This is a genomic window from Cohnella sp. GCM10012308, from assembly GCF_042649185.1.
Lineage (GTDB): Bacteria > Bacillota > Bacilli > Paenibacillales > Paenibacillaceae > Cohnella.
In genome coordinates, this window is the sequence record NZ_JBHRYU010000020.1 from 1 (window position 1) to 23,145 (window position 23,145).

General features: G+C 57.1%; 25 protein-coding genes and 1 riboswitch. Of the genes, 23 read left to right on the top strand and 2 right to left on the bottom strand.

Annotated features, from left to right (window positions below; all coding sequences use genetic code 11):
- Positions 1 to 483 precede the first annotated feature (483 nt).
- The gene (locus tag ACFOTD_RS20395; protein ID WP_378121782.1) at positions 484 to 1,011 is read right to left on the bottom strand and encodes a transposase; all 528 of its coding nucleotides are present in this window, start codon (positions 1,009 to 1,011) and stop codon (positions 484 to 486) included.
- 156 nt (positions 1,012 to 1,167) lie between these two features.
- Here ACFOTD_RS20395 and ACFOTD_RS20400 point away from each other — a divergent pair, with 156 nt between their 5' ends.
- From ACFOTD_RS20400 to rsmI, 11 genes are all read left to right on the top strand, one after another.
- Complete coding sequence (locus tag ACFOTD_RS20400; RefSeq protein ID WP_378121783.1) at positions 1,168 to 1,353, top strand: sigma factor G inhibitor Gin; 186 nt, start codon at positions 1,168 to 1,170, stop codon at positions 1,351 to 1,353.
- Between the two features lie 148 nt (positions 1,354 to 1,501).
- Positions 1,502 to 2,983 carry an aminotransferase class I/II-fold pyridoxal phosphate-dependent enzyme gene (locus ACFOTD_RS20405; protein ID WP_378121784.1) on the top strand — a complete coding sequence of 494 codons (1,482 nt, stop codon included), beginning with the start codon at positions 1,502 to 1,504 and terminating at the stop codon, positions 2,981 to 2,983.
- A complete protein-coding gene (wsfD, locus tag ACFOTD_RS20410; RefSeq protein ID WP_378121785.1) occupies positions 2,961 to 4,556 on the top strand; it encodes a glycan biosynthesis hexose transferase WsfD in 1,596 nt (531 codons plus the stop codon). Before ACFOTD_RS20405 ends, wsfD begins: the two co-directional genes overlap by 23 nt.
- A 47-nt stretch (positions 4,557 to 4,603) precedes the next feature.
- Positions 4,604 to 5,242: a dTMP kinase gene (gene tmk / locus ACFOTD_RS20415; RefSeq protein WP_378121786.1), complete on the top strand. Its 639-nt coding sequence runs from the start codon at positions 4,604 to 4,606 to the stop codon at positions 5,240 to 5,242.
- 141 nt (positions 5,243 to 5,383) lie between these two features.
- Positions 5,384 to 5,713 (top strand): cyclic-di-AMP receptor, encoded by a 330-nt coding sequence (locus tag ACFOTD_RS20420; protein WP_067781248.1) that lies wholly within the window; start codon positions 5,384 to 5,386, stop codon positions 5,711 to 5,713.
- A gap of 24 nt (positions 5,714 to 5,737) precedes the next feature.
- Complete coding sequence (locus ACFOTD_RS20425; RefSeq protein ID WP_282912074.1) at positions 5,738 to 6,181, top strand: YaaR family protein; 444 nt, start codon at positions 5,738 to 5,740, stop codon at positions 6,179 to 6,181.
- Between the two features lie 56 nt (positions 6,182 to 6,237).
- On the top strand, positions 6,238 to 7,221 hold the full coding sequence (holB, locus tag ACFOTD_RS20430; RefSeq protein WP_378121787.1) for a DNA polymerase III subunit delta': 984 nt from the start codon (positions 6,238 to 6,240) through the stop codon (positions 7,219 to 7,221).
- Positions 7,222 to 7,262: 41 nt separating this feature from the next.
- Positions 7,263 to 8,063 (top strand): PSP1 domain-containing protein, encoded by an 801-nt coding sequence (locus ACFOTD_RS20435; RefSeq protein WP_282912072.1) that lies wholly within the window; start codon positions 7,263 to 7,265, stop codon positions 8,061 to 8,063.
- A 55-nt stretch (positions 8,064 to 8,118) separates the two neighbouring features.
- Entirely contained in the window at positions 8,119 to 8,502 is a 384-nt protein-coding gene (locus ACFOTD_RS20440) for an initiation-control protein YabA (protein ID WP_378121788.1), read from the top strand.
- A gap of 235 nt (positions 8,503 to 8,737) precedes the next feature.
- Positions 8,738 to 9,529 (top strand): tRNA1(Val) (adenine(37)-N6)-methyltransferase, encoded by a 792-nt coding sequence (locus ACFOTD_RS20445; protein WP_378121881.1) that lies wholly within the window; start codon positions 8,738 to 8,740, stop codon positions 9,527 to 9,529.
- Between the two features lie 114 nt (positions 9,530 to 9,643).
- On the top strand, positions 9,644 to 10,594 hold the full coding sequence (gene rsmI, locus ACFOTD_RS20450; RefSeq protein WP_378121882.1) for a 16S rRNA (cytidine(1402)-2'-O)-methyltransferase: 951 nt from the start codon (positions 9,644 to 9,646) through the stop codon (positions 10,592 to 10,594).
- 90 nt (positions 10,595 to 10,684) lie between these two features.
- Here the strand turns inward: rsmI and ACFOTD_RS20455 are convergent, their stop codons facing one another.
- Positions 10,685 to 10,933 (bottom strand): AbrB/MazE/SpoVT family DNA-binding domain-containing protein, encoded by a 249-nt coding sequence (locus tag ACFOTD_RS20455; protein WP_067781230.1) that lies wholly within the window; start codon positions 10,931 to 10,933, stop codon positions 10,685 to 10,687.
- A gap of 318 nt (positions 10,934 to 11,251) precedes the next feature.
- Between ACFOTD_RS20455 and ACFOTD_RS20460 the strand changes: the two genes are divergently transcribed.
- The 12 genes from ACFOTD_RS20460 (at position 11,252) to glmU (ending at position 23,129) form a co-directional block, all read left to right on the top strand.
- Positions 11,252 to 12,544 (top strand): HD domain-containing protein, encoded by a 1,293-nt coding sequence (locus tag ACFOTD_RS20460; protein WP_378121789.1) that lies wholly within the window; start codon positions 11,252 to 11,254, stop codon positions 12,542 to 12,544.
- A 41-nt stretch (positions 12,545 to 12,585) separates the two neighbouring features.
- The gene (locus ACFOTD_RS20465; RefSeq protein WP_378121790.1) at positions 12,586 to 13,383 is read left to right on the top strand and encodes a TatD family hydrolase; all 798 of its coding nucleotides are present in this window, start codon (positions 12,586 to 12,588) and stop codon (positions 13,381 to 13,383) included.
- Positions 13,384 to 13,537: 154 nt separating this feature from the next.
- A riboswitch (cyclic di-AMP (ydaO/yuaA leader) is annotated at positions 13,538 to 13,750 on the top strand.
- 311 nt (positions 13,751 to 14,061) lie between these two features.
- Entirely contained in the window at positions 14,062 to 15,213 is a 1,152-nt protein-coding gene (locus ACFOTD_RS20470) for a resuscitation-promoting factor (RefSeq protein ID WP_378121791.1), read from the top strand.
- Positions 15,214 to 15,452: 239 nt separating this feature from the next.
- Complete coding sequence (rnmV, locus tag ACFOTD_RS20475; protein WP_378121792.1) at positions 15,453 to 16,181, top strand: ribonuclease M5; 729 nt, start codon at positions 15,453 to 15,455, stop codon at positions 16,179 to 16,181.
- Positions 16,182 to 16,207: 26 nt separating this feature from the next.
- The gene (gene rsmA, locus ACFOTD_RS20480) at positions 16,208 to 17,092 is read left to right on the top strand and encodes a 16S rRNA (adenine(1518)-N(6)/adenine(1519)-N(6))-dimethyltransferase RsmA (RefSeq protein ID WP_378121883.1); all 885 of its coding nucleotides are present in this window, start codon (positions 16,208 to 16,210) and stop codon (positions 17,090 to 17,092) included.
- Positions 17,093 to 17,193: 101 nt separating this feature from the next.
- Positions 17,194 to 18,078, top strand: a complete 885-nt coding sequence (gene yabG / locus ACFOTD_RS20485; protein WP_378121793.1) for a sporulation peptidase YabG — start codon at positions 17,194 to 17,196, stop codon at positions 18,076 to 18,078.
- A 152-nt stretch (positions 18,079 to 18,230) separates the two neighbouring features.
- Positions 18,231 to 18,503, top strand: a complete 273-nt coding sequence (gene veg, locus ACFOTD_RS20490; RefSeq protein ID WP_277529852.1) for a biofilm formation stimulator Veg — start codon at positions 18,231 to 18,233, stop codon at positions 18,501 to 18,503.
- A 147-nt stretch (positions 18,504 to 18,650) separates the two neighbouring features.
- Positions 18,651 to 18,833: a small, acid-soluble spore protein, alpha/beta type gene (locus ACFOTD_RS20495; RefSeq protein ID WP_378121794.1), complete on the top strand. Its 183-nt coding sequence runs from the start codon at positions 18,651 to 18,653 to the stop codon at positions 18,831 to 18,833.
- Positions 18,834 to 19,032: 199 nt separating this feature from the next.
- Positions 19,033 to 19,890, top strand: a complete 858-nt coding sequence (gene ispE, locus ACFOTD_RS20500; RefSeq protein WP_378121795.1) for a 4-(cytidine 5'-diphospho)-2-C-methyl-D-erythritol kinase — start codon at positions 19,033 to 19,035, stop codon at positions 19,888 to 19,890.
- 126 nt (positions 19,891 to 20,016) lie between these two features.
- Positions 20,017 to 20,844, top strand: a complete 828-nt coding sequence (gene purR, locus ACFOTD_RS20505; RefSeq protein WP_378121796.1) for a pur operon repressor — start codon at positions 20,017 to 20,019, stop codon at positions 20,842 to 20,844.
- A gap of 411 nt (positions 20,845 to 21,255) precedes the next feature.
- Positions 21,256 to 21,543, top strand: a complete 288-nt coding sequence (gene spoVG / locus ACFOTD_RS20510; protein ID WP_067781204.1) for a septation regulator SpoVG — start codon at positions 21,256 to 21,258, stop codon at positions 21,541 to 21,543.
- Positions 21,544 to 21,704: 161 nt separating this feature from the next.
- Positions 21,705 to 23,129: a bifunctional UDP-N-acetylglucosamine diphosphorylase/glucosamine-1-phosphate N-acetyltransferase GlmU gene (gene glmU, locus ACFOTD_RS20515; protein WP_378121797.1), complete on the top strand. Its 1,425-nt coding sequence runs from the start codon at positions 21,705 to 21,707 to the stop codon at positions 23,127 to 23,129.
- Positions 23,130 to 23,145: the final 16 nt, after the last annotated feature.

Sequence of the window (23,145 nt, forward strand, 5' to 3'; positions counted from 1 at the left end):
AATTCCATCTCTTCACAATCCTCGTTTGGGTTTAACTACTAATTCTCGATGGGTATGCTTAAATCCCTTCTAGGTTAGAAAAAAACAAAAAATCCCCCCGCCGAGGGGGGGACCTAAGTAGTAACCATTTGTACAGGTTTTTTCTGCCGATATGCGAAGCCTGATGAAATGCCTGCAAATATGCAGGTAAATTCAAAGCTCAAGCCGGAAGTGAGGCTGGAGAAGGAAAAAAGATGTACATTTGCATCTATTCAGCATAGAAAGGGCTACATCGGCGAAAAAAGATGTATATTTGCAGGCGTTGCGGTAAAAGAGCGACGCGGAGGACGCGAAGATACGAGGAGCGAGTCAGTGCGAGAGGGACGGACGCAGGCGCCGCTATTAGTAGCGCCCGAGCCAGCTTAGCATGCAGAATTAGTGAAATGAGCAAAAGTAAAGGATGCAGTAGATCCTGATTAGGAGCAGCCTCACAAAGGCAAGTTCTTAAATATGATAGTAGGCAACTTCCGTATCAGACAAGCGAATAACGCCATTGCCTCGCTCTTTGCGCATGCGCATGAGCAGCGTAAGGCGCGGTGAGAGCAGCCAGAAGTGCCAATACACGAGGGATATAACCAAGGCTGGATGCGCCCAGGGGTAAAGGAGAGCGGATGCGCAGCAGCCGACAAGCATCAGGTGAAAGTGTAGACGGCGGAAGAGGCTGAGGCTTGTGTCCATGACCGGCAACGGACCGATCCACGGCCAGTCGATGCGGAAGCTCCATCGTTTGCCGGCAGCGGCATCTACGCGGCGCAGCGTGATGCGCAGGACGACGGCATGAATGAGTATCATAACGATCAAGCCAACTGCCATGCACTCGAGCCCTTTCCACGCGTAAAATCCCGTTACGAACCCTGCTCCAAGAAGCGCAGTGGTCATATAGCTATACTTAGTTTCCGGACGCATCGGAATTTTGCGTATCAGTTTATAATGATAGACGGTGGCCTCGCGTGGAGGCTCGGGCATTTTCATAGAGGATCTCCTTGTACGGCGCTAAGGTTCTGTAGTTAATATCGGCTCCAATTGCGCATATTGTTAAATTCCTGGCCGTACGCGCTAGCAAGAGGTATATTTTCATAGAATATGAGGCATACTAGTCGTAATAAGCCAACCAAAGGCGGGAATGCCATGAATGAGGAAGATAGCAAAACCTGCATCGTATGCGGACAACGCGATCGGGAAGGCATTCGGATCATGAGTTCATTTATCTGTCATTCGTGCGAGTCGGAAATGGTAAATACGCAAGTAGAGGATCAAAGATATCCTTACTTTGTGCAGCAATTAAAGCAATTGTGGGTCCATTCGGAAGGCTGACAGCCGACTGTATAGGGAGTGGCCCGCAGAATACGAAGAAGTGCCGCGTTGGAACGGCGCTTTTTTGTGTTGTTTGGGGCGTAGCAAAAGGTCTGTTATAATGGATATTATGTAAAATTTTATGAAACCTAGTGAGGAATGAGCGAGAATGCGATCGGCAAAAAGCGAACAAGCGCCATTATTCGATATGCTAGTGGACCACTCGAAAAAAGATTTGGTTCCTTTCCATGTACCGGGGCATAAGCAGCGCGCTGTCGTCAATGATGATAAAGAGGCAGCAGATTTCGGAATACTGATGACTATAGATGTCACCGAGCTATCGGATACGGATGACCTTCACGACCCGAGCGGAGCGATCGCGCAGGCGCACAATTTGGCGGCGGCATGCTTTGGTGCGGAAGAGACACGTTTTCTTGTTGGGGGAAGCACAGCCGGCAACTTGGCAATGATACTCGGCGTATGCGATCCGGGGGATATCGTGCTGGTACAACGCAATGTGCACAAGTCCATTATCCACGGCCTGGCGCTCGCGGGCGCTCAGTGCGTTTTTTTAACGCCCGTGCTGGACGGTCGCTCAGGTATCGCGATAGCTCCTGGCGTAGAGACTGTAGAGGAAGCCGTTAAAATTTATGGCGAGGCAAAGGCGCTTATTCTGTGCAGTCCCAACTATTATGGATTGACCGCGGACTTGGCGCCCTTGGTTGAAGCTGCGCATGCAAAGCGGATGCCGGTATTGGTGGATGAGGCGCATGGTGCCCATTTTGGGCTTCATCCTGCATTTCCCCGTAGCGCTCTCCAAGCTGGAGCGGATGTGGTCGTTCAATCGACGCATAAGATGCTGGGCTCGCTGACGATGAGCGCCATGCTTCATATGCAAGGCGAGCTTGCACCGCGACCGGCGATTCGGCAAGCCCTTCGCATGATCCAGAGCTCAAGTCCGTCCTATCCGTTGATGGCTTCGCTCGACCTGGCCCGCAGGGAAATCCAGGTGCAAGGACATGCCTATTTCCTGACGGCGCTCGCGGTATCCCGGACTGTGCGCAAAGCCCTCGCCGAACTCCCTTTCGAGGCTCTGAATGCGGATGATCCATTAAAACTGTCGATAAGGAACAAACAGGGAAGACTGAGCGGCTTCGAGCTGCAGGCGGAGCTGGAGAAGCGCGGCTGTGTCGCCGAGATGGCGGATGCAAGCTATACCGTGCTGGCGCTAGGACCTGGTACGAGAAAAGAGGATGGGGAGATCTTACTGCACGCGCTGAGCGAAATAGCCAAAGCGTTGAATGCCGAAGATCTTCATATCGCAGCAACCGCTGGTACGACTGAAACCTCTCGCAATCAGGCCACAAGGATTCAAGTCTCGGAGCCGGTTACGATCAAGCGGAGAATCGCCTCTACGTCCAGCGTGGCTCTGGAGGCTGCAGCGGGCCATATATGCGGGGAATGGATCATTCCCTATCCGCCGGGCATTCCTCTTCTTTATCCGGGAGAACCTATAAGCGAAGCTATCGTTGGGGAACTGAGACGCTTGGCGGCTGCGGGAGCGCGATTCCAGGGGGCGTCGGATGAATCCTTGGCGACCATTCGAGTCCTGACGGAAGGGGATATACATGAACGAGGAAGCATCGTATAAAAGACTGGAATCGCGCGTAATCACTGCGTGGGTCGCCTTGGGCGCTGCAGCAGCCATCATTGTGTATCTGCTGTTTGTACCCCCAGTCATCGGCGTAGCTGACAATGGCGACTTCAATCGCGTCATGGGCGCTGCGGGCATCGCTTATGCGGACCCGCAAGAATCCTATACGGACAGATATTTCGGCTACGCTCACCAGTTCTATCACTACGGCGGATTTACTTCCGGCGGTTATGTATCGACGCATGTGCTGCTTGTGGCCATCGCCGGAGGGATCGGGAGACTCATCGATCCCCGGACGTTCGATATTCGCGTGCTCGGCTTTTGCTACATGGCCCTCATGCTCTTTGCCTTGTGGCTTCTCGTGCGTTATGCGCCAACGATGCGGGGCAAATACACGACCGGCGCCGCCGCCGTCTTTATATCAGTGATCGGGATCGGCATTTTTTGCGATGTCGGCTATACCGCTTATTATCAGTCTTTCTTCGGTGAGCCGTATGCCCTGGTTGCTACCCTGCTTGCCTTGGGTGCAGCGGTCGCGATCGCGTCGCGTGTCGATCCGGATAGGCGAAGCACGGCAGTGCAGCATGATTTTCAGCCGATCATCCGCCCTCCGTCTGCGTGGTTGCTGGCGCTGTTCGTAATTGCTGGGGTTGCCTTGGCGACCTCCAAAATTCAAAACGCGCCTATCGGCTTCCTGCTGACCATCCTGGCTTGGCGCATGGCCGCGCTGCGCCCCGATCGCAGCTGGCGGTTGCGCGCGAGAATCGGCGCAGGCATCCTGGCGCTATCGGCCATCCTCATGATGGCGCTGGCGCCGGATCAGCTTCGGCATATCAACTTGTATCAATCGATCTTTTTCGGCGCGCTCAAGGATACGCCGGATCTTCAGCGGGATATGACCGAGCTGGGCATTCCGGACAAGTATGCGGGCTTGGCGGGCACGAACTATTTTCAAAAGGATACGATCATCCCTCAGAGCGACCCTACGCTTCGTCGAGAGGTGTTGGATCGGCTATCCCACCGCGATATTGCCTTGTACTACGTTCGTCATCCCGAGCGGTTCGTGAGCAAGCTTGAGAAGGCGGCGAATAACGGCACGGCTGTCAGACCCTATTACCTGGGAAATTATAGTCAATCTGCCGATCGTGAGCGAAGTAAACTGTCCTATGCGTTCAGCGCGTGGAGCGAATGGAAACATCGTCATATGCCGAATTCGCTAGCCTGGTTCATCGCTTGCTACGCCGTCTATTATGCGCTAATCGCAGCATGGTGGCATAGAAGCGCCGGCAGGCCCGGTAGCAGGCTGCTGGCGGAGTTGTTCGCCGTCGTGGGCGCTGCAGGCGCAGTAGCTGTGACCGTGTCTCTCATGGGGGATGGGGAAGCGGATCTGGGCAAACATCTGTTCATGTTTAACGTATGCTTCGATATTATGGCAGCAAGCGCGCTTGCCGGCGCCGTTTATGGGCTGCTGTGGGGGATACGGGCCGTTGCCGTCAGGAGCGGGAATCGCAGGCAGACGACGATAATCATTCAACCTGCGAAGCTTTCAGGCTATAATAGAGAAGAGTAGACGCTAAGGGGCGTCTGCCTATTATATAGAATCGGGGCATTCTCAGGATGAAGAAAGGTAATTTCATTACAATAGAAGGCAACGAAGGCGCGGGAAAATCGACGATCGCGGTGATGATGCTCGATTACTTGCGCAAGAAGGGCCTGGATGTCGTGGCGACGCGCGAACCCGGCGGTATCGCGATCGCGGAGCAGATCCGCGCAATCGTGCTCGACAACGGCAATACCGCCATGGACGGCCGCACAGAGGCACTGCTATATGCGGCGGCCCGCAGGCAGCACTTCGTCGAGAAGATTGTACCTACCCTCGAACAGGGTAAGACGATCTTATGCGACCGCTTTATCGACAGCAGCCTCGCCTACCAAGGATTCGCCAGAGGTCTTGGCATCGACGAGGTGATGTCGATCAACGCATTTGCCATCGAAGGCGGACTTCCCGACCTGACCATCTATTTGGACGTCGACCCCGAGATCGGCATCGAGCGGATCCATGCGCATGGAGACCGGGAGATCAATCGTCTGGATCTGGAGTCCCTGGCGTTCCACCACCGCGTACGCGACGGTTATCTGGAGGCGTTGGCACGATTCCCGGATCGTATCGTGCGCGTCGATGCCAATCCAGCTATCGAGAACGTGTTCGCGGCGGTAACGGAGGTACTGGATCGCTTTTTGGATCGGGCCGAATAAGATAATAGCGGTAAATGCGTCAAGGCGGGGCCTGCGCTTGGATAGCGCTTGCAAAAATGCGGCGCGGGGCAGGATTTGAAGCTGCAGTGTCAAATTTTATAAAGAGAAGCTCATATTACATTGAATTGGGAGGAATGATGGATGAAGCTGGTCATCGCCGTAGCACAAGACAAGGATAGCAACAGGCTCTCCAATGCGCTCATCAAAGAAGGGTTCCGCGCGACGAAGCTCGCTAGTACCGGAGGATTTCTCAAGGCCGGGAATACGACGTTCCTGATCGGTATCGAGGACGAACGGGTACAGCAGGTGCTCGACGTCATCCGTGCCAACTGCAAAGTGCGCGACCAATTGGTTACCCCTGTTTCTCCGGTCAGCGGCGCAGCCGACTCCTATATTCCCTTTCCGGTCGAGGTGCAGGTGGGCGGCGCAGCCGTCTTCGTGGTCCCGGTCGAACGATTCGAACACTTCTAATTATCAGGCGGGATGTGAAGCGGGATGAAGATCCAGCCGGGTTATTTTCCCCCAAACAATAAGATTCAACGTACGGATACCAACTCCAGGCCGAGGGAGATGCCTAACTTCGGCGATCTGATGCAGCAGAACGAAGAAGGACGCACCCAGGAGGAGCTGCAGCGCAAGCTGGAGGACATCCGCCAGCAGGGCGACCGTCTCATGCGCTCCATGACTGTGCGCGAGCTGAAGCTGTACCGGATGATGGTCAAGGGATTCCTCGAAGACACGTTGAAGCGCGGCATTGCCCTGAAGGAGACGAAGGGCTGGGATCGGCGCGGACGCGGCAAACGGTACAAAATATTGGAGGAAGTCGATTCGATGCTCGTGGCCATGGGCGAGGAGCTCCTGGGCAGCGAAGAAGGCCGGCTGGAACTTCTGCAAAAGGTCGGCGAGATTCGGGGACTTCTGATCAACCTGGTATTCTAACGGCACACTAGTCGTTGCTGTACATTCAGTCCATCTATGAGAGAAGGTTCAACGTAATGACGATCGCATCGGTACCGGGGCAGGATCGGGCCAAAAGACTGCTGCAGGGCATGCTCCGCAGCGGGAAGGTCGCGCACGCCTACCTGTTCGCGGGTCCGCAGGGGTCGGGGAGAAGCGCGATGGCGCAAGCTTTTGCGATGACGCTGCTGTGCGAGCGCGGGGGGGATGACGCCTGCGGGGAATGTCTGACGTGCCGCAAGGTCCAGCACGGCAACCATCCCGACCTGCACCGGGTCGTTCCGGACGGTCAGACGGTGAAGATCGATCAGATCCGCGAGCTGCAGCGGGAGCTGTCTTATCGCAGCGCCGGCTCGCAGCGCAAGATTTACGTGATCGAGGCGGCGGAGACGATGACGGTTCAAGCGGCCAACAGCCTGCTGAAGTTTCTGGAGGAGCCGCCGTCGCCCGTCGTGGCCATCCTGATCGCGCCGAGCGAGCAGGCGATGCTGCCGACGATCGTATCGCGGACGCAGCTCGTGCCGTTCACGCCTGGCGATCCGAAAGCGACGGAGGCGCTGCTCGTAAGCGAGGGCACGCCGCCACTGATCGCCAAGTCGGTCGTTCATCTGACGGCCGGGTTCGAAGCTGCGCGAGTGCTGGCGGCCGAGAATTGGTTTGCAGAAATAAGAAACGTAGTGATACAATTAGGCAGGGAGATCCCGTCCCGGTTCCCTGGCGTGCTGCTAACTGCGCAGACACAGGTGTTTAAGACGGATCTTGCCGAGCATACCGACATTTTGCTGCAACTGTTTGCTTTATGGTATAGAGATATGATTTACGTCATGACCGGCCGCGAGGAGAGGCTCGTCTTTCCCGATCAAGCGGAATGGCTCTCCAAGCAGGCCTGGACCCGGAGCGTCCACGCGTGGACCCGGTCCATGGAAGCGGCGCTGTCAGCCGTTCGCCGCATCAAGGCGAACGTGCAGCCGCAGCTCGCTTTCGAGCAATTTCTAGTGACGTCCGCACAGACGGCGGGTTAACCGCATCGGAGCGTCTGCATCGGCGTACGGGAGGGGTAGTTTTGTACGAGGTTGTCGGCGTCCGCTTCAAGAAGGCGGGCAAGGTCTATTACTTTGACCCAGCCGAACATCCGGTAGCCAAGGACCAGCATGTCATCGTCGAGACTGCGCGGGGCGTCGAATACGGCACGGTCGTCATCGGACCGAAGACCGTCGGCGAGGCCGACGTCGTCCTTCCGCTCAAGAGGGTTATACGCGTCGCTGCTGACAGCGATGCGCATGCAGTCGAGGAAAACCGGAATGCGGCGAAAAACGCTTTTACCATCGGATTGCAGAAAATTAAGGACCATCAGCTCCGAATGAAGCTGGTGGACGTCGAATACACGTTTGACCGCAACAAGATTATTTTCTACTTCACGGCCGAAGGCCGCGTCGACTTTCGCGAGTTGGTGAAGGACCTGGCCGGCGTATTCCGTACCCGTATCGAGCTCCGTCAGATCGGGGTGCGGGACGAGGCCAAGATGCTGGGCGGCATCGGCCCCTGCGGTCGAGTGCTCTGCTGCTCTTCCTGGCTGGGAGACTTCGAGCCGGTCTCGATCAAGATGGCGAAGGACCAGAATCTGTCGCTGAATCCGACCAAGATCTCCGGCTTGTGCGGCCGTCTCATGTGTTGTCTCAAGTTCGAGCATGACAACTACGAGAGCGCCAAGGAAGAGATGCCGGCCGTAGGCAAGATCGTCGTCACCTCGTTCGGGGACGGCAAGGTCGTCGGACTCAATGCGGGCAGCCGCAGCGTCCACGTACAGTTGTTCGAGGTCGGCAAGGTCAAAGAACTTCCTTTTGAAGAAGTCGTCGTAAAGTAATTCCAGCAGCGCCTATCGTCACCGACACAACCTGGCTTTAAGGTGGAGCTTGCCCATGAAGGATATATACTTAGGCGTGGATGAACTCGAGGCGAAGCTAGGCGGCCTCCATTCGGAATTCGGCTCGCTTAAGCTCAAGATTAAGGAATTGGTCGAAGAAAACCAGCGGCTGCGCATCGAGAACCAGCAGCTGCGCAAGATCTTCAAGCGCGAGACAATCGAATTCGTGGCAGAACCTGCGGTCGACGTATCGGAGGAACCGGCCGATACCCGTCATCAGGAGCAAGCCGAGGCTGCAGCCGGGTCTTCTATTGGCGAAGGCTACGACAACCTGGCCCGGTTGTACCACGAAGGCTTCCATATTTGCAATGTGTATTACGGGCATTTGCGAATGGAAGGCGATTGCTTGTTCTGCCTTTCGTTTCTGAGCAAGCCTTAAGTGCAATTTAACCGCGCACAGCCGACTCTCCAATCCGGGGGAGCCGGCTTTTTTTTGCAGAGGCAACGGGTGGGACACGGTGCGTTGCTGGCATTGGGTAGGCAAATCGAGTAAGCTTAGAGACGTGATGCCGGCAACAAAAACCGGTATAAAAAAGTGGTACGAAATGACGCATATATAATAGAAGAAAAAATTCGGGACGGTGCGTTGGGCTTTGAATGAAAACGATAACATCATGCTCGGGAAGCCGCAATTGCTGGATGGCGAGCGGCTGGACGACCTGCTTACGCATGCGTATAAAATTATACAGAGCAAAGAGGTTTTCAGCTTCTCGTTGGATGCCGTTCTACTAGCCAGGTTCGCGGGCGTTCCGAAGAAAGGACGAATCCTCGATCTATGCACGGGGAACGGCGTGATCCCGCTGCTGCTCGCGACAAGGACCGATGCAGCTATCGAAGGCGTAGAGCTGCAGCCCCGGCTCGCGGATATGGCCCGGCGAAGCGTCGCGTACAACGAGTTACAGTCCCGGATCGACATTCGGGAAGCGGATCTGAAGACGCTGCCCGCCTTGCAGGGCAGCGAAGCTTACGACGCTGTAACGGTCAACCCGCCGTACAAGCCCGTCGGTTCCGGAGAGCACAAGGGCAATCTGCACCAAGCGCTCGCGCGCCATGAGATCGGATGCACGCTGGAGGATGTCGTGTCGGCCTGCGCGAGAAGCGTCTGCGAGGGCGGGCGCGTCTCCATGGTGCATCGTCCGTCCAGGCTGGCGGAGATTATGGCCGCCATGCAGAGGCATCGGCTCGAGCCGAAGCGGATGCGCTTCGTGCACTCGCGGGCGGGAGCGGAAGCGAACATGGTGCTTATCGAGGCCAGCTTGGGCGGAAGGCCGGAGCTTCGCTTGCTCCCGCCGCTTGTCGTATACGAAGGAGAAGGCCGTACTTATACAGGCGAACTGCTGGACGTATTTTACGGACGCAAAACAGAATTGAACGACACGGACACGAGTGAAGGGGCGGAGGATTGAGCGATGAAGGAAAAGCGGGATCGCAGCTGGCGAGGAAGGAATCCGCAAGGTGCATCAGAGGGCGCCGAGCTGCCGGAAGGGCACGGACAAGCCAGCGAGCGGGACACCGATCTCATGTCGGATGCACAGACACAGATAACGCTGCAAGCAGCTGCGCAGGTTCAAAAAAGCTTCGGTGCTCGCCAGGCAGGCGGACCGGGCACGCTCTATCTCGTCGCGACGCCGATCGGCAACCTGGAGGATATGACGTTCAGGGCCATTCGTACGCTAAAGGAAGCGGACATGATCGCCGCCGAGGATACGCGCCAGACGCGCAAGCTGCTCACGCACTTCGATATCTCTACGCGTCTAGTCAGCTATCACGAGCATAATAAGAGAGCGAGCGGACCGGAGCTTGTCCGGCTGTTGTCCGAAGGCACGACGATCGCCCTCGTCAGCGACGCCGGCATGCCGGCCATCTCGGATCCGGGCGCCGATCTTGCGGCTGCGGCCGCAGAGCAAGGCATACCGGTCGTTCCCATTCCGGGCGCTAACGCCGCACTTTCCGCGCTCGTCGTATCCGGCTTGCCGACGGACCGATTCCTGTTCGCAGGCTTCCCGCCCCGGGACCGCAAGGGAATGGAGTCCTTCCTCGCCCGCCTCGATCGGGAAGAAGCAACGCTTCTCTTGTACGAATCTCCGCATCGACTCAAAAAAACCGTGGAGGCAGTCGCCGAGCGGTGGAGCGGCCGACGGATTGCGGTGGTGCGCGAGCTGACGAAAAAGCATGAGGAGATTGTACGGGGTACGGCCGAAGCTTGCCTGCAATATATAGAAGCCAATCCGCCGCTGGGCGAATGCTGCCTGGTCATCGAAGGCGCGGACCCGTCAGCCGCTTCGACGGCTGAGCCTGGCGATGCATGGTGGTCCGGGATGACAACGGCTCAGCACGTCTCCCGGTACGAAACGCAGAACGGAGAAAATCGCAAGGAAGCGATGCGCCTAGCGGCACGGGATCTGGGCGTGTCCCGCCGGGAGGTATACCAGATGTTGCTTGAAGAAGAAAAAGACCCCTCCACGGACTAAGTCCGGGAGGGGTGCAAGGAGATATAAAAAGGTTAGAAATAACGATGTTGGTAAGTGCTTCTTCCATTATAAACGAATTTCTCTAATTTGTCACACGGTTGCAGGTAAATCCTTCAAGCATTCTCTGCAAACGATTTTTCCTTTAAAATAAATAACGTTGTCCGCATTGCCGCAGAAGATGCAAGCCGGTTCGTATTTCTTCAGCATGATGCGCTCGCCGTCCACATAGATTTCCAGCGCATCCTTTTCCCCGATACCCAGCGTTCTGCGCAGCTCGATCGGAATGACCACACGACCCAGTTCATCCACTTTCCGTACAATGCCCGTCGACTTCAACATTTGGAAATCCTCCCTCATTCGCGTAAAATAAGATTAAACGAAATGTCGGAGAACCTCCGCATATTCGCCATCATTCGACAAAATTCTTTCTTTTCCGTACTCTATCGTACCAACGATTCCCAAATAAGTCAACCAGAAATAGTGGCTTCTTTAGCTGAAATTTAGCTGAATACCCGCTAACTTCCACAGTTTAGCACCAATTCACCAGTATATTAGGTAAAAAAAGGGATTAGTTCTTAAAATTAGTGAATGACATCATTCGACAAAATCATAAGCGTTTGTCGAATGTGAAGCCCAAACCTACGAGGTGATCGAAACATGTACCGTCTTCGGGAGGAAAAAGTATTCAAGGACCCCGTTCATCAGTCCATCTACGTACAGGAAGCGACGATCTGGAAGCTTATCAACACCGCCGAGTTCCAACGATTGAGGCGCATACGCCAGTTGGGAACTTCGTACCTGACCTTTCATGGGGCAGAGCACAGCCGATTCTCCCATTCGCTGGGCGTATACGATATCACGCGAAGAATTATCAGTCAATTTGAGCGTAACGGATACCAGGATTGGCCGCAAAAGGAAAAAATGGTCAGTTTATGCGCTTCTTTGCTGCACGATGTCGGACACGGTCCTTTTTCCCACGCCATCGAACAGGTGTTCGACACGGATCATGAGGAATGGTCGTGCGCGATCATATTGGGAGATACTGAGATCAATCGGGTATTAAAGGAAGTAAGCGAGGATTTCCCGCAAAAGGTTGCCGCCGTCATCTGCAAGACGTACGACAAGCCGATCGTCGTGAGCCTCGTGTCCAGCCAGATGGACGCGGACCGCATGGATTATTTGCTCAGGGATGCGTACTTCACGGGCGTGAACTACGGCACCTTCGATCTCGATCGGATCTTGCGCGTGCTGCGTCCTTATAAAGGGCGAATCGTGGTGAAGGAGAGCGGGATGCATGCGGTAGAAGATTATTTGATGTCGAGATATCAAATGTATTGGCAGATCTACTTTCATCCCGTGACGCGCAGTTCGGATATCGTACTGAGGCAAATTTTCATGAGGGCGCGCGAGTTGTTCCGCGGGGGCCATGCGTTCAAATTCCTGCTGCCGCCGCTAGCGCAGTTGTTGAACGGCACGATCGGACTGCGGGACTATCTGGCGCTGGATGAAGCGATGGTACAGACGGCGTTCGGCCAATGGGCGGACGAAGAGGACGAGATCTTGGCGGACTTATGTAAAAGGTTCTTAAACCGCCGATTGTACAAGTATGTACCCCTCGATAGTCCGCACGAAACACTGGAGGCGGAGCTTCGGGAGCAATGGGAAAGGATCGGTCTGCATCCGGATTATCACCTTCAGATGGACACGCCGACGAACCTTCCTTACGACCTGTACAAGCCAGGATCTCCGGATCCCGAGCCCAAAGAAAAGACCCCCGTCCTGGTGCTGGACGAAAAAGACCGGTTGACAGAGATTTCCCTGAAAAGCGATATCGTCCGGTCGATCGCGGGACTTCATACCGGGAAGTATTACATCTACTATCCCGAAGACCTGGTGCTCCCGCACATCGATAGTCTGAAGCCCGAGATTCGCGAGCTGCTGGGATTATAGATCTTATACCAATTTAATCAGTCAAAGGAGACCTTCAAGACATGCTGTTCGATACGCACGCCCATCTGGACTCGCCGAAGTTTGACGACGATAGAGAAGAAGTGATCGCGCGCGCCAAGGAAGCGGGCGTCGGTACGATCGTCAATATCGGCTTCAACAGGGAGACGATCCCGACGACCCTTGCATTAGCCGAAAAGCACGACTTTATCTATGCGGCAGTAGGCTGGCATCCGACGGATGCCGTCGACATGAGAGTGGAGGAGGATCTGGCCTGGATCGAAGCGCTATGCAGTCATCCGAAAGTCGTAGCGATCGGCGAGATCGGACTCGACTATTATTGGGACACTTCGTCCAAGGACGTCCAGCAGCTCGTATTCCGCGAACAGATCAGGCTCGCGAAGCGGATCGGCAAGCCGATCGTCATTCACAATCGGGACGCTCATGAGGACGTCGTCCGTATTCTTCGCGAAGAAGGAGCAGCCGAGATCGGGGGTATCATGCACTGCTACTCCGGCAGCTGGGAGACGGCCAAGCAATGCCTGGACATGAACTTCTATATCTCCTTCGGAGGACCGGTCACCTTCAAAAACGCGCGCGTTCCCAAAGAGGTATTGGCCCGTGTCCCCCTGGACCGATTGTTGATCGAGACCGATGCTCCGTACCTTACCCCCCACCCCTATCGCGGCAAGCGAAACGAGTCTTCTTACGTGCAGTTTGTAGCTGATTCCGCCGCGGAAATCACAGGCCTTTCTAGGAAAAAAATAGAAGAAATTACGGATCGAAATGCACGTGTCTGTTTTCGACTCGAAGAAAAAGCGCCAACAAACGTAGAAAAATAAATATTTTCTAAGAAAAAACTAGCTTTTGCTCTCGAAATCCTAAAAATATGGCTTAAATTTGCCTTAAAACGCTGAAATTCGCTCTTTGCACGTTCTTTACACCTTTGGGGCGTGCGGGTTATTATCTAATCCAGAAGTCCGAATATGACATTCCTTTTCCAGTGCGCTTAATCTCCCAGCGGGGAGAGCGGGGGACCCGACGCGGACGATATCGGCGCTTGCCGATGTCCCAGCGGTCCGAGCAATCTTGGGGTGAGTAGCGAACGACGGGCGCCGTCCGGCTGACGGCAGACCGCTTGATCGCTTAGGGCAGACTCTCGACGCCCGAACCCGACAGCTAACCTCGCAAGCGTAGTAGAGAGAGGTAACCTCGTGCCGCCCCATCGTCCCTCGTCCAGTTGAGCGGAAGCCACGACCAGGCCCTCTGTCGCAGGCTTTTTTTGTGCCCGAATTTACACGTTCGGCGCCGATGGCCGCAAAGACCGCTCCACGGAAGCACCCACGGGATGAATGGCAGGCGCATGACATGCCTCCACAGCTGGGCAAGGCGGCGCAATTCGCTAGTGTGCAAGCCGCTCCACACTAAGCTTCCAGCGCCGTTATCACAAATGGATAGTCGCGTCAGACGAATATCATGTAAAACAGTCGACGGCGAGGCTATGAAGGAGGAACGAGAAAATGGGTGCAATCCCCCTTCAAGGGACCCATGATCCACGACCGACCGGCAAGCTTACCGCAGCGCGATGGTTGCATGAGCATCTGCGTTTGATTCTCTTGAGCGCAATCTTGTCCTTTGCTCTTACCATCTGTCTCATCATGCTGCTGCACGGCGCGTCCGCCAAGAGCGTGACCGTCGTGGACGGCGGGAAATCTACCGTCATCCAAACCCGCACTTCCGATGTCTCCGCCTTGCTTAAGGAGATTGGCATCACGGTCGGTCCAAACGATCGGTTGTCGGCAGCGCTCACGTCCTCGGTAGAGGAAGGCACGCGAGTCGTCATCGATCGGGCTATGAGCGTTCAGCTCGTCGCAGACGGGAAGAAAGAGACCAAATATACAACAGTCAAGACGGTGGGCGATCTGCTGCAGAACGAAGGCATCACGCTCTCCGCCGAAGACAAAGTCACGCCGGCGCTCACGTCGAAGATCGACGAGGGCCTGCAGGTGAAGGTCGTCCGCGTCACTCGCGAGGTCGTCACGACCGAGCATCCGATGGCGTACAAAGTCGTCAAGACAGCGGATCAGAACTTGCTGGTCGGCAAGACGAAGGTCGTGCAGACGGGCAAGCAAGGCTTGCTGGTGAAAAAGTTCGAGCGCGTCTACGAAGACGGCAAGCTCGTCAACGAACAGCTCATCTACAAATCGCTTGACCAGCCGATCGTGCAGCAAGTCGTAGCCGTCGGCGCGAAGAAAAAAGCGGCCGTCGTGTCGCTTGCCTACAACAAAGCCGCGGACGACGTTAAGACGCTCCAGCTGAACGGCAAATCCGTGAAGGTAAAGAGCGTTTTGTCCGGCGTCACCTTAACCGCGTATTCCGCGGGCCCGGCTTCGACGGGCAAGGACGTAGGCGACGTGGGCTACGGCATCACCGCTTCCGGCACTACGGTATCCGAGGGTCGTACGATCGCGGTCGATCCGGATGTCGTGCCTTTGGGCTGGTGGGTCTACATCGAGGGCATCGGCTTCCGCCGCGCGGAAGATACGGGCAGCGCGATCAAAGGCAAGAAGATCGACGTGTATTACGACAGCGAGCGGTATGCGAATAAGTTCGGCAAGAAACGCGGCAACACCGTGTACGTGATCGGACCGGTTAAGCCATCGGCCGCCTGAGCCGCCTGATAGGTTCTTAATTTTCATTACCCGCTATTATCGAATTTGTGTCTGTTTTATGTCGGAGCGGTCAATTTTTTTTGGCGGCGGCCTGGTCGGGTCGCTGCGTCCTGGGAAGGGGCCTGTGCCTCTTCCCTTTGTCATTTTCGGGATGTGGGCTATAATAGGGCATACGAAGCGATGCGAACGGACTGAACGGGAAGAACGATGGGAACGAACGGCAACGACAACGAACGGTAGTGAGAACGAACGGGGTGGACGGCATCAGCCTGGCTAGAATAGCGGAGATCATCGTCGTTGAAGGCAAGGAGGATACAGTGGCGATCCGAAGGGCCGTCGACGCGGATACGATTGAGACGGGCGGTTCGGCGATCGACGAAAAGGTGCTGCGACGCATCGAGCTGGCCCGCGAGCGGCGGGGCGTCATAATCTTCACGGATCCGGACGTCCCGGGCGAGAAAATACGCAAGATTATCGAGGCGAGGGTGCCGGGATGCAGCCACGCGTTCTTAGCGAAGGCCGATGCGCGCGGCAAGGACGGCATCGGCGTCGAGCACGCGAGCCCGGAGGCGATACGCGCGGCGCTTGGCCGCGTGCGGGCATCGGCAGGGGGCGGCGCCGCTTCCGGCGCGGACGGAGCGATAGCGGCGCAGCGAGGCGCCGGGGCTCCACCAGCGGCGTCTGCGTCCGGGGCGGCGCTGTCCGGCGCTGATGCGGCAGGAGCGGACCGGACAGCGATGGCAGGCGCGGGAGCCGGCGAGTCTGGGATCGACTGGCCGGATCTGATCGATGCGGGGCTGATCGTGCATCCGGCCGCCGCGAGCCGCAGGGAGCGGATGGGCGAGCTGCTAGGCATCGGCTATGCCAACGGCAAGCAGTTCTATAAGCGGCTCGGGATGTTTCGCATTACGCGGACGGAGTTCGCGGAGGCGCTCAAGCAGCTGACGAGAGAGGGAGTAGGCGAATGACGAAGCATGCGGGAGGCGTAGGCGGCATGGCGGGCGCCATGGACATCGCGACGCCGACGCGGACCAAGGATATTATCCGCAAGCACGGCTTTACCTTCAAGAAAAGCCTGGGTCAGAACTTTCTGATCGACAAAAATATATTGGACAAGATCGTGGATGCTGCGGCGCTCAACAAAGAAAAAGGCGCGCTGGAGATCGGCCCGGGCATCGGCGCGTTGACGGAGCGGCTCGCACAGGAAGCTGGCAAGGTCGCCGCAGTCGAGATCGACAATCGGCTGATCCCGATTCTCCAAGAGGTACTCTCGCCCTATCCGCATGTATCCGTCGTGCACGGAGACGTGCTGAAGACCGACCTGGCGAAGCTGTGGTCGGAGCGTTTCGCCGGCTGCAACGAGGTCAGCGTGGTCGCGAACCTGCCGTATTACGTGACGACGCCGATCGTCATGACGCTGCTGGAGCAGAAGCTGCCGCTCGACCGGATCGTCGTCATGGTCCAGAAGGAAGTGGCCGAGCGGATGGCGGCCAAGCCCGGCGGCAAGGACTACGGCACCCTCAGCATAGCCGTCCAATACTATTGCGTACCGGATATCGTCTGCGTGGTGCCGTCCGGCGCCTTCATTCCTGCGCCGAACGTCGACTCGGCCGTCATCCGGCTGACGAGGCGCGAGGCGCCGCCGGTCGACGTATCCGACGAGGCGCGATTCTTTCGCGTCGTGCACGCGGCCTTCACGCAGCGTCGCAAGACGCTGCACAACAACCTGGCTGCGCTCGTCGGCAAAGAGCGCAAGGCCGAGCTCGCCGGCCTGCTCGAGGCAAGCGGCGTGAAGCCGGAGCGACGCGGCGAGACGCTGTCGCTTCAGGAGTTCGCGACGCTGGCCGAAGCGTTGGCTGCCGCCGGCATGATCGAATAGAACCGAGGGTCCCTGTCTTGTCGAGGGGGACCCTCGCTTACGTTAATGCGTGCACCATTGGGCGCCCCTCTCCATAGGATAGACGAAGAGGTGATACGCCCATGAAGCTAGGGGACTTGGTCGTCCGCAAATCGTACGGCGGCGATGTATTGTTCCGGATCGCGGCCCTGCTGCAGAACACGGCGGTGTTGCGGGGAACGGATTATCGGCTGCTCGCGGACGCGCCTGTAGGGGACCTCGAGCAGGTACGGAACCCGGACGAGCTGCGCGGCCCCCGGACGGCACGCGTGCAGGCCGGCGAATCGGTGAGACGGATGCAGGCGGAGCGCGCCCATGTCCAAGAGGGGATCGAGGAAGCGGCCTCGTCCGGGCAGAGCAAACCGTACTTTGAGATGCCGGGCAAGGTGCTCCATCTGGACGGCGACGTCAATTATTTGAAAAAGAGCATGGCCGTATATAGGCAGCTGCGCATGCCCGCCGAAGGCGTGCACTGCCACGAATCGCAGATGGCGGCCGCAGTAGCCGACCTGCTGCCCAAGGTGATGCCCGATATCGTGGTGATTACCGGCCACGACGGCGTCTACAAGAACAGAACCGATTACGATCAGCTGTCGAGTTATAAAAACACGGGCAACTTCATCCAGGCCGTCCGAACCGCGCGCAGCTACGATAAGAGCAAGGATTCCCTGATCGTCGTCGCTGGCGCTTGCCAGTCTCACTTCGAGGCACTGATGTCCGCCGGCGCCAACTTTGCCAGCTCGCCTGCGCGCATCATGATCCATGCGCTGGATCCGGTCTATGTCGCCGTCCGCGCGGCCTTTACGCCGTTCCGGGAGACGATCGACCTGCCGGACGTCATCTCGAATACGATCAGCGGCATGCGGGGCGTCGGCGGGGTCGAGTCGCTTGGCAAATACCGAATCGGACTTCCGAATATCAAGCCAACCAACATCGTCCCGACGCTCACGGCCGCGGAATTTGGCTGAAATCTATTTCCCCAGACTCATTTTGGTTAAAATTAAAATGATATTAGAAAAACATTATTGACAATATTTCTTGTCCGCTGATATAATATTTAACCACTTGACACCTCCCCTGTATTTAGGTATAATTTACAGGGAAAGAGGTGGTAGTGGACATGTCCAAGAACGCGCTTCTGGATATCAAACGAAGCTTGGAGCCTCATATCGGATCCAAGATCATGCTCCGCGCCAACGGTGGCCGCCGTAAAACCATCGAACGCACGGGAGTTCTCGAAGAAATTTACCCGTCGGTGTTCATCGTCAAGTTGGACCAGGAGCAGAATGCGTTCAAGCGTGTCTCGTACAGCTATGCCGACATTCTCACCGAGTCCGTCGAAGTCATGCTGTGCAATGAACAAGGTCAGGTCCGCATCGATTTGCAGCACTGAGCTTTTGGATCTTTAAGGCAGTCGCGCCGTTACAGGCACGACTGCCTGTTTTGCATTTTGGGGGCGGCTCAGGGACACCCTAAAGGTTGACGGCCGCGCAGCTTGTTTGCGCAAACCGTAATTATAGCTACACGGGGAGGGATTCGCATGAGCAGGCGCAGAGGACGGACGATGACCGAATCGTTTAAGACGGAGCTCGCCAAGGACCTGGGCTTCTACGGGAAGGTCGAGAGCGAAGGCTGGGGCGCCATCAGCACGAAGGACGCAGGCAATATGGTCAAGCGGGCGATCCAGCTCGCCGAACAGTCGCTTGCGCGCAAGCAGGACTGACATGCCGGCGGGGCAACAGCCCGGCTGCGGCACAGGTCCGGCGCATTGCGGGGAAGACGAAGCCGCCGGGGGCATCCCCGGCTTTTACATATAAAAGTCCATTCCTGTCAAATCGCAATTCGGGCAGGGGTTTGTTATAATATGTTAAGCTTTGGAACGACAGGAATCAGGCGAAGCAGAAGGTCTGGCAGGTGGGCATATGACGAAAATATATGAGAAAGCGCCGGCGAAAATCAATCTGGTGCTCGACGTGCTGCGCAAGCGGGAAGACGGCTATCATGAAGTGGAAATGGTCATGACGATGGTGGATCTCGCCGATCGTCTCGCGCTCGAGGAGCTGCAGCGCGATCAGATCGTGCTGGCCAGCCAAGCCGGCTTTATCCCGCTTGACGAGAAGAACTTAGCCTTTCAGGCTGCCAAGCTGCTCAAGCAGCGTTACGGCGTCAAGAAAGGCGTCTATATTTACCTGGACAAACAGATTCCCGTGGCTGCCGGGCTCGCAGGAGGGAGCAGCGATGCCGCTGCTGCGCTGCGAGGGCTCAACCGGCTCTGGGATCTCAATCTTGGCGTGCCGGAGCTGGAGGCGCTAGGCGCCGAGCTGGGCTCCGACGTGCCCTTCTGCGTACGCGGGGGCACGGCGCTGGCGACGGGGCGCGGCGAGCGGCTGGAGAGCCTTGAGAGCCCGCCGCAGTGCTGGGTCGTGCTGGCCAAGCCGCCCATCAACGTGTCGACGGCCGACGTGTACGGGCGTTTCCGGGTGAGCGAGGTCGGGAAGCATCCGTCCGTGCCGGACATGCTGGCGGCGCTGCGCGAAGGATCCTTCGACCGGATGTGCGGCGCGCTGGGGAACGTGCTGGAGAAAGTGACGCTGGCCCACTATCCGGAGGTCAGGCAGATCAAGGAAGTGATGACGCGGCTCGGCGCGGACGGCGTACTCATGTCCGGCAGCGGGCCGACCGTATTCGGACTCGTATCCAAGGAGTCGAAGCTGGCTCGCATCTACAACGGTCTGCGCGGATTTTGCAAAGAGGTTTACGTTGTACGCATGCTCACCTGAGTATTCTATAAGCCAGTTCCATCTGGTGTAAGAAAGGGTGCCATGGGGCTTTTGACGCCTTGCCCAAAACCGGATAAAAGTGTTATTATATCGTTATAATATTCGGTTTTGGACGGGGTGGGTTGGATGAAAAAGTTAAAGCGCAGTGCGCGGCTCGTTGAAATGACGCAATATCTGCTGGATCGTCCCCACACGTTAATATCGTTGACAGCATTCGCCGAGCGTTACCAGTCCGCCAAGTCTTCGATCAGCGAGGATCTCGCGATCATCAAGGAAGTGTTCGAGGACGAAGGAATCGGCGAGCTTCACACGTTGGCGGGCGCGGCCGGCGGCGTACGCTTCATTCCGAAGTGCCGCAAGGATCAAGCGCTCCGCAAGATCGAAGATGTATGCAGCATGCTGGAGCAGCCGGATCGTCTGCTGCCCGGCGGATATTTATATATGACCGACCTGCTTGGCCAGCCCGGGCTGCTGCAGGATCTCGGACGCATGTTCGCCACCGCCTTCGCGGACCGGGATATCGATGTGATCATGACGGTGGAGACGAAGGGCATTCCGCTGGCGCATGCCGCGTCTCAGTACCTCAATGTTCCCGTCGTCATCGTCAGACGCGACCACAAGGTGACGGAGGGCTCCGTCGTCAGCATCAATTATGTCTCCGGCTCCAACAAGCGGATTCAGACGATGTCGCTGGCCCGCCGCGCGCTTAAGGAGCAGAGCCGCGTGCTCATCATCGACGACTTTATGAAGGCCGGCGGTACGATCCAAGGCATGGTCGACCTACTTAGCGAATTCCGGGCGATCGTGGCCGGCGTCGGCGTGCTTGTGGAATCTGGCGAGGTGGACAACGAGGAACGTCTGCTCCACGATTATATTTCCCTGGCGCGGCTCACCGAGGTCGATCTGAAAACGAAGCATATCGCCGTTCAGCCAGGCAACTTCTTTCAGCCTTGATTAAGCAAAGGATGGGGGAATCGATCGCGAACGTCAACCGCCGACTTCAATTTTGAGGTTAGCGGTTTTTTTTGCAAATTGCGAGCTTCTACATGGAGCCGAGAGCTCCCGTCGAAGGCAATCTCGCAGGGTGGATAGAAATTCAGGGGAGTACCTTCCGGATCTTGGGAGATGCGTTCAAAGGCGGCAAAAAATGCCGTTCCGGAACTCCGTTTTGCGCTGCTGGGATGCCGCGCGAAAACGGAGTTTTTGTCGAAATAAAGCCAATGCGGGCGTACGATGTCGACATTATCCGGTATTGAAAAAATATTTAAAATAATGGACTAGTTTTACCAGATTTAAGAAGGAATCCGCACGATTTTGTGGAATATTACACCAAGTCTTCTGATGGGGCAAAGGTGGTGAACACAAGTGCAAATTACAGATGTTAGACTCCGCCGCGTTAATTCCGAGGGGCGAATGAAGGCAATCGCGTCTATCACGATCGACAACGAGTTCGTCGTCCATGATATTCGCGTGATCGACGGCAACAACGGCATGTTCGTTGCGATGCCGAGCAAGCGTACGCCCGACGGAGAATTCCGAGATATCGCGCATCCCATTTCTTCGGGCACGCGCGAGAAGATCCAGTCCGCCGTACTCGCCGAGTACGAGCGCGCCGCCGTGGAGGAAGAAGAGGTGCTGGTCGAGGGTGCGTAGTGCTTGTGTTCGCGCTTAGCGGCGATATGCGCCGAGAATATGAAGTAGCATCGACGAGAGCCGGCGACGGCTCTCTTTTCATTTGCTTTGTAATAAGCTATGATCACAAGTGAAAAATACCGTGCGCGCGGGAAAGCGGGAAAAGGAGGCATCTGCCCGATATGACGAGAATGGCTGTGATTCTGGCTGCCGGACAAGGCAAGCGGATGAAATCCAAATTATATAAAGTGCTGCATCCCGTATGCGGCAAGCCTATGGTCGGGCACGTGCTGGACGCGGTCCGCGGCATCGGCTGCGAGCGTGCCGTCGTCGTCGTCGGCCACGGCGCCGAGGCCGTGCAGCAGACGCTGGGCGATTCGGTTGAATACGCGCTCCAGCAGACGCAGCTGGGGACCGGACACGCGGTGCTTCAGGCCGCATCCGCAATCGGCGGCACGGACGGCGTGACGCTCGTCGTCTGCGGAGATACGCCGCTCGTCAGCTCGGAGACGCTCGAAGCGCTCATCGCGCTGCACGCGTCCGAAGGCGCAGCCGCCACGATTCTGACCGCGGAGCTCACGCAGCCGGCAGGCTACGGACGCATCGTCCGCGGCGAAGACGGCAGCGTGCTGCGCATCGTGGAGCAGAAGGACTGCACGCCGGAGCAGGCGGCGATCCAAGAGATCAACACGGGCACGTATTGCTTCGACAACCTGAAGCTGTTCGAGGCGCTCGCCGCCGTGACGAACGATAATGCCCAGGGCGAATATTACCTCACCGACGTAATCGGCATTCTGCAGGCGCGCGGCGAGCGCATCTCCGCATCGGTCGCTGCGGATCCGGCCGAGTCGATCGGCGTCAACGACCGCATCGCGCTGTCCGAGGCGGAGCGTCTGATGCGGGAGCGAATCGCGCGCCGTCACCAGACGAACGGCGTGACGATCGTTGATCCTGCCGGAACCTACATCGAGGCCGGCGTGCAGATCGGCGCCGACACGGTGCTGTACCCGGGCACGTTCCTGCGCGGCGGCACGGTCATCGGAGAGGATTGCGTCATCGGTCCAGGCGCGGACCTGACCGACACGGCCGTGGGAGACGGCACGACGATCCGCCAATCGGTGGCGGAGTCGGCGCAGCTCGGCAGCGGATGCGCCGTAGGTCCGTTCGCTTACCTGCGGCCTGGCACGAAGCTTGCGGACAACGTCAAGATCGGCGACTTCGTCGAGATCAAGAACGCCGAGATCGGCGCCGGCAGCAAGGTTCCGCATCTGAGCTACGTAGGCGACGCGGTCGTCGGCAGCGGCACCAACATCGGCTGCGGGACGATTACCGCCAATTACGACGGGTATAATAAATCGAAGACCGTCATCGGCGACGATGCCTTCATCGGCAGCAACTCCAACCTGATCGCCCCGGTGACCATCGGCAACGGCGCCTACGTGGTCGCCGGCTCCACCGTCACGCATGACGTGGCCGACGGCAGCGTTGCGATCGCGCGCGCGCGCCAGGTGAACAAGGAAGGCTACGCGGACAAACTCCGCGCGAGAGCCAAGTCAAAGAAGGAATCCGCAGCTAAGCGCATAGACGGCGAAGACTCCCGCGAATAGCGGACAGATTTAAACG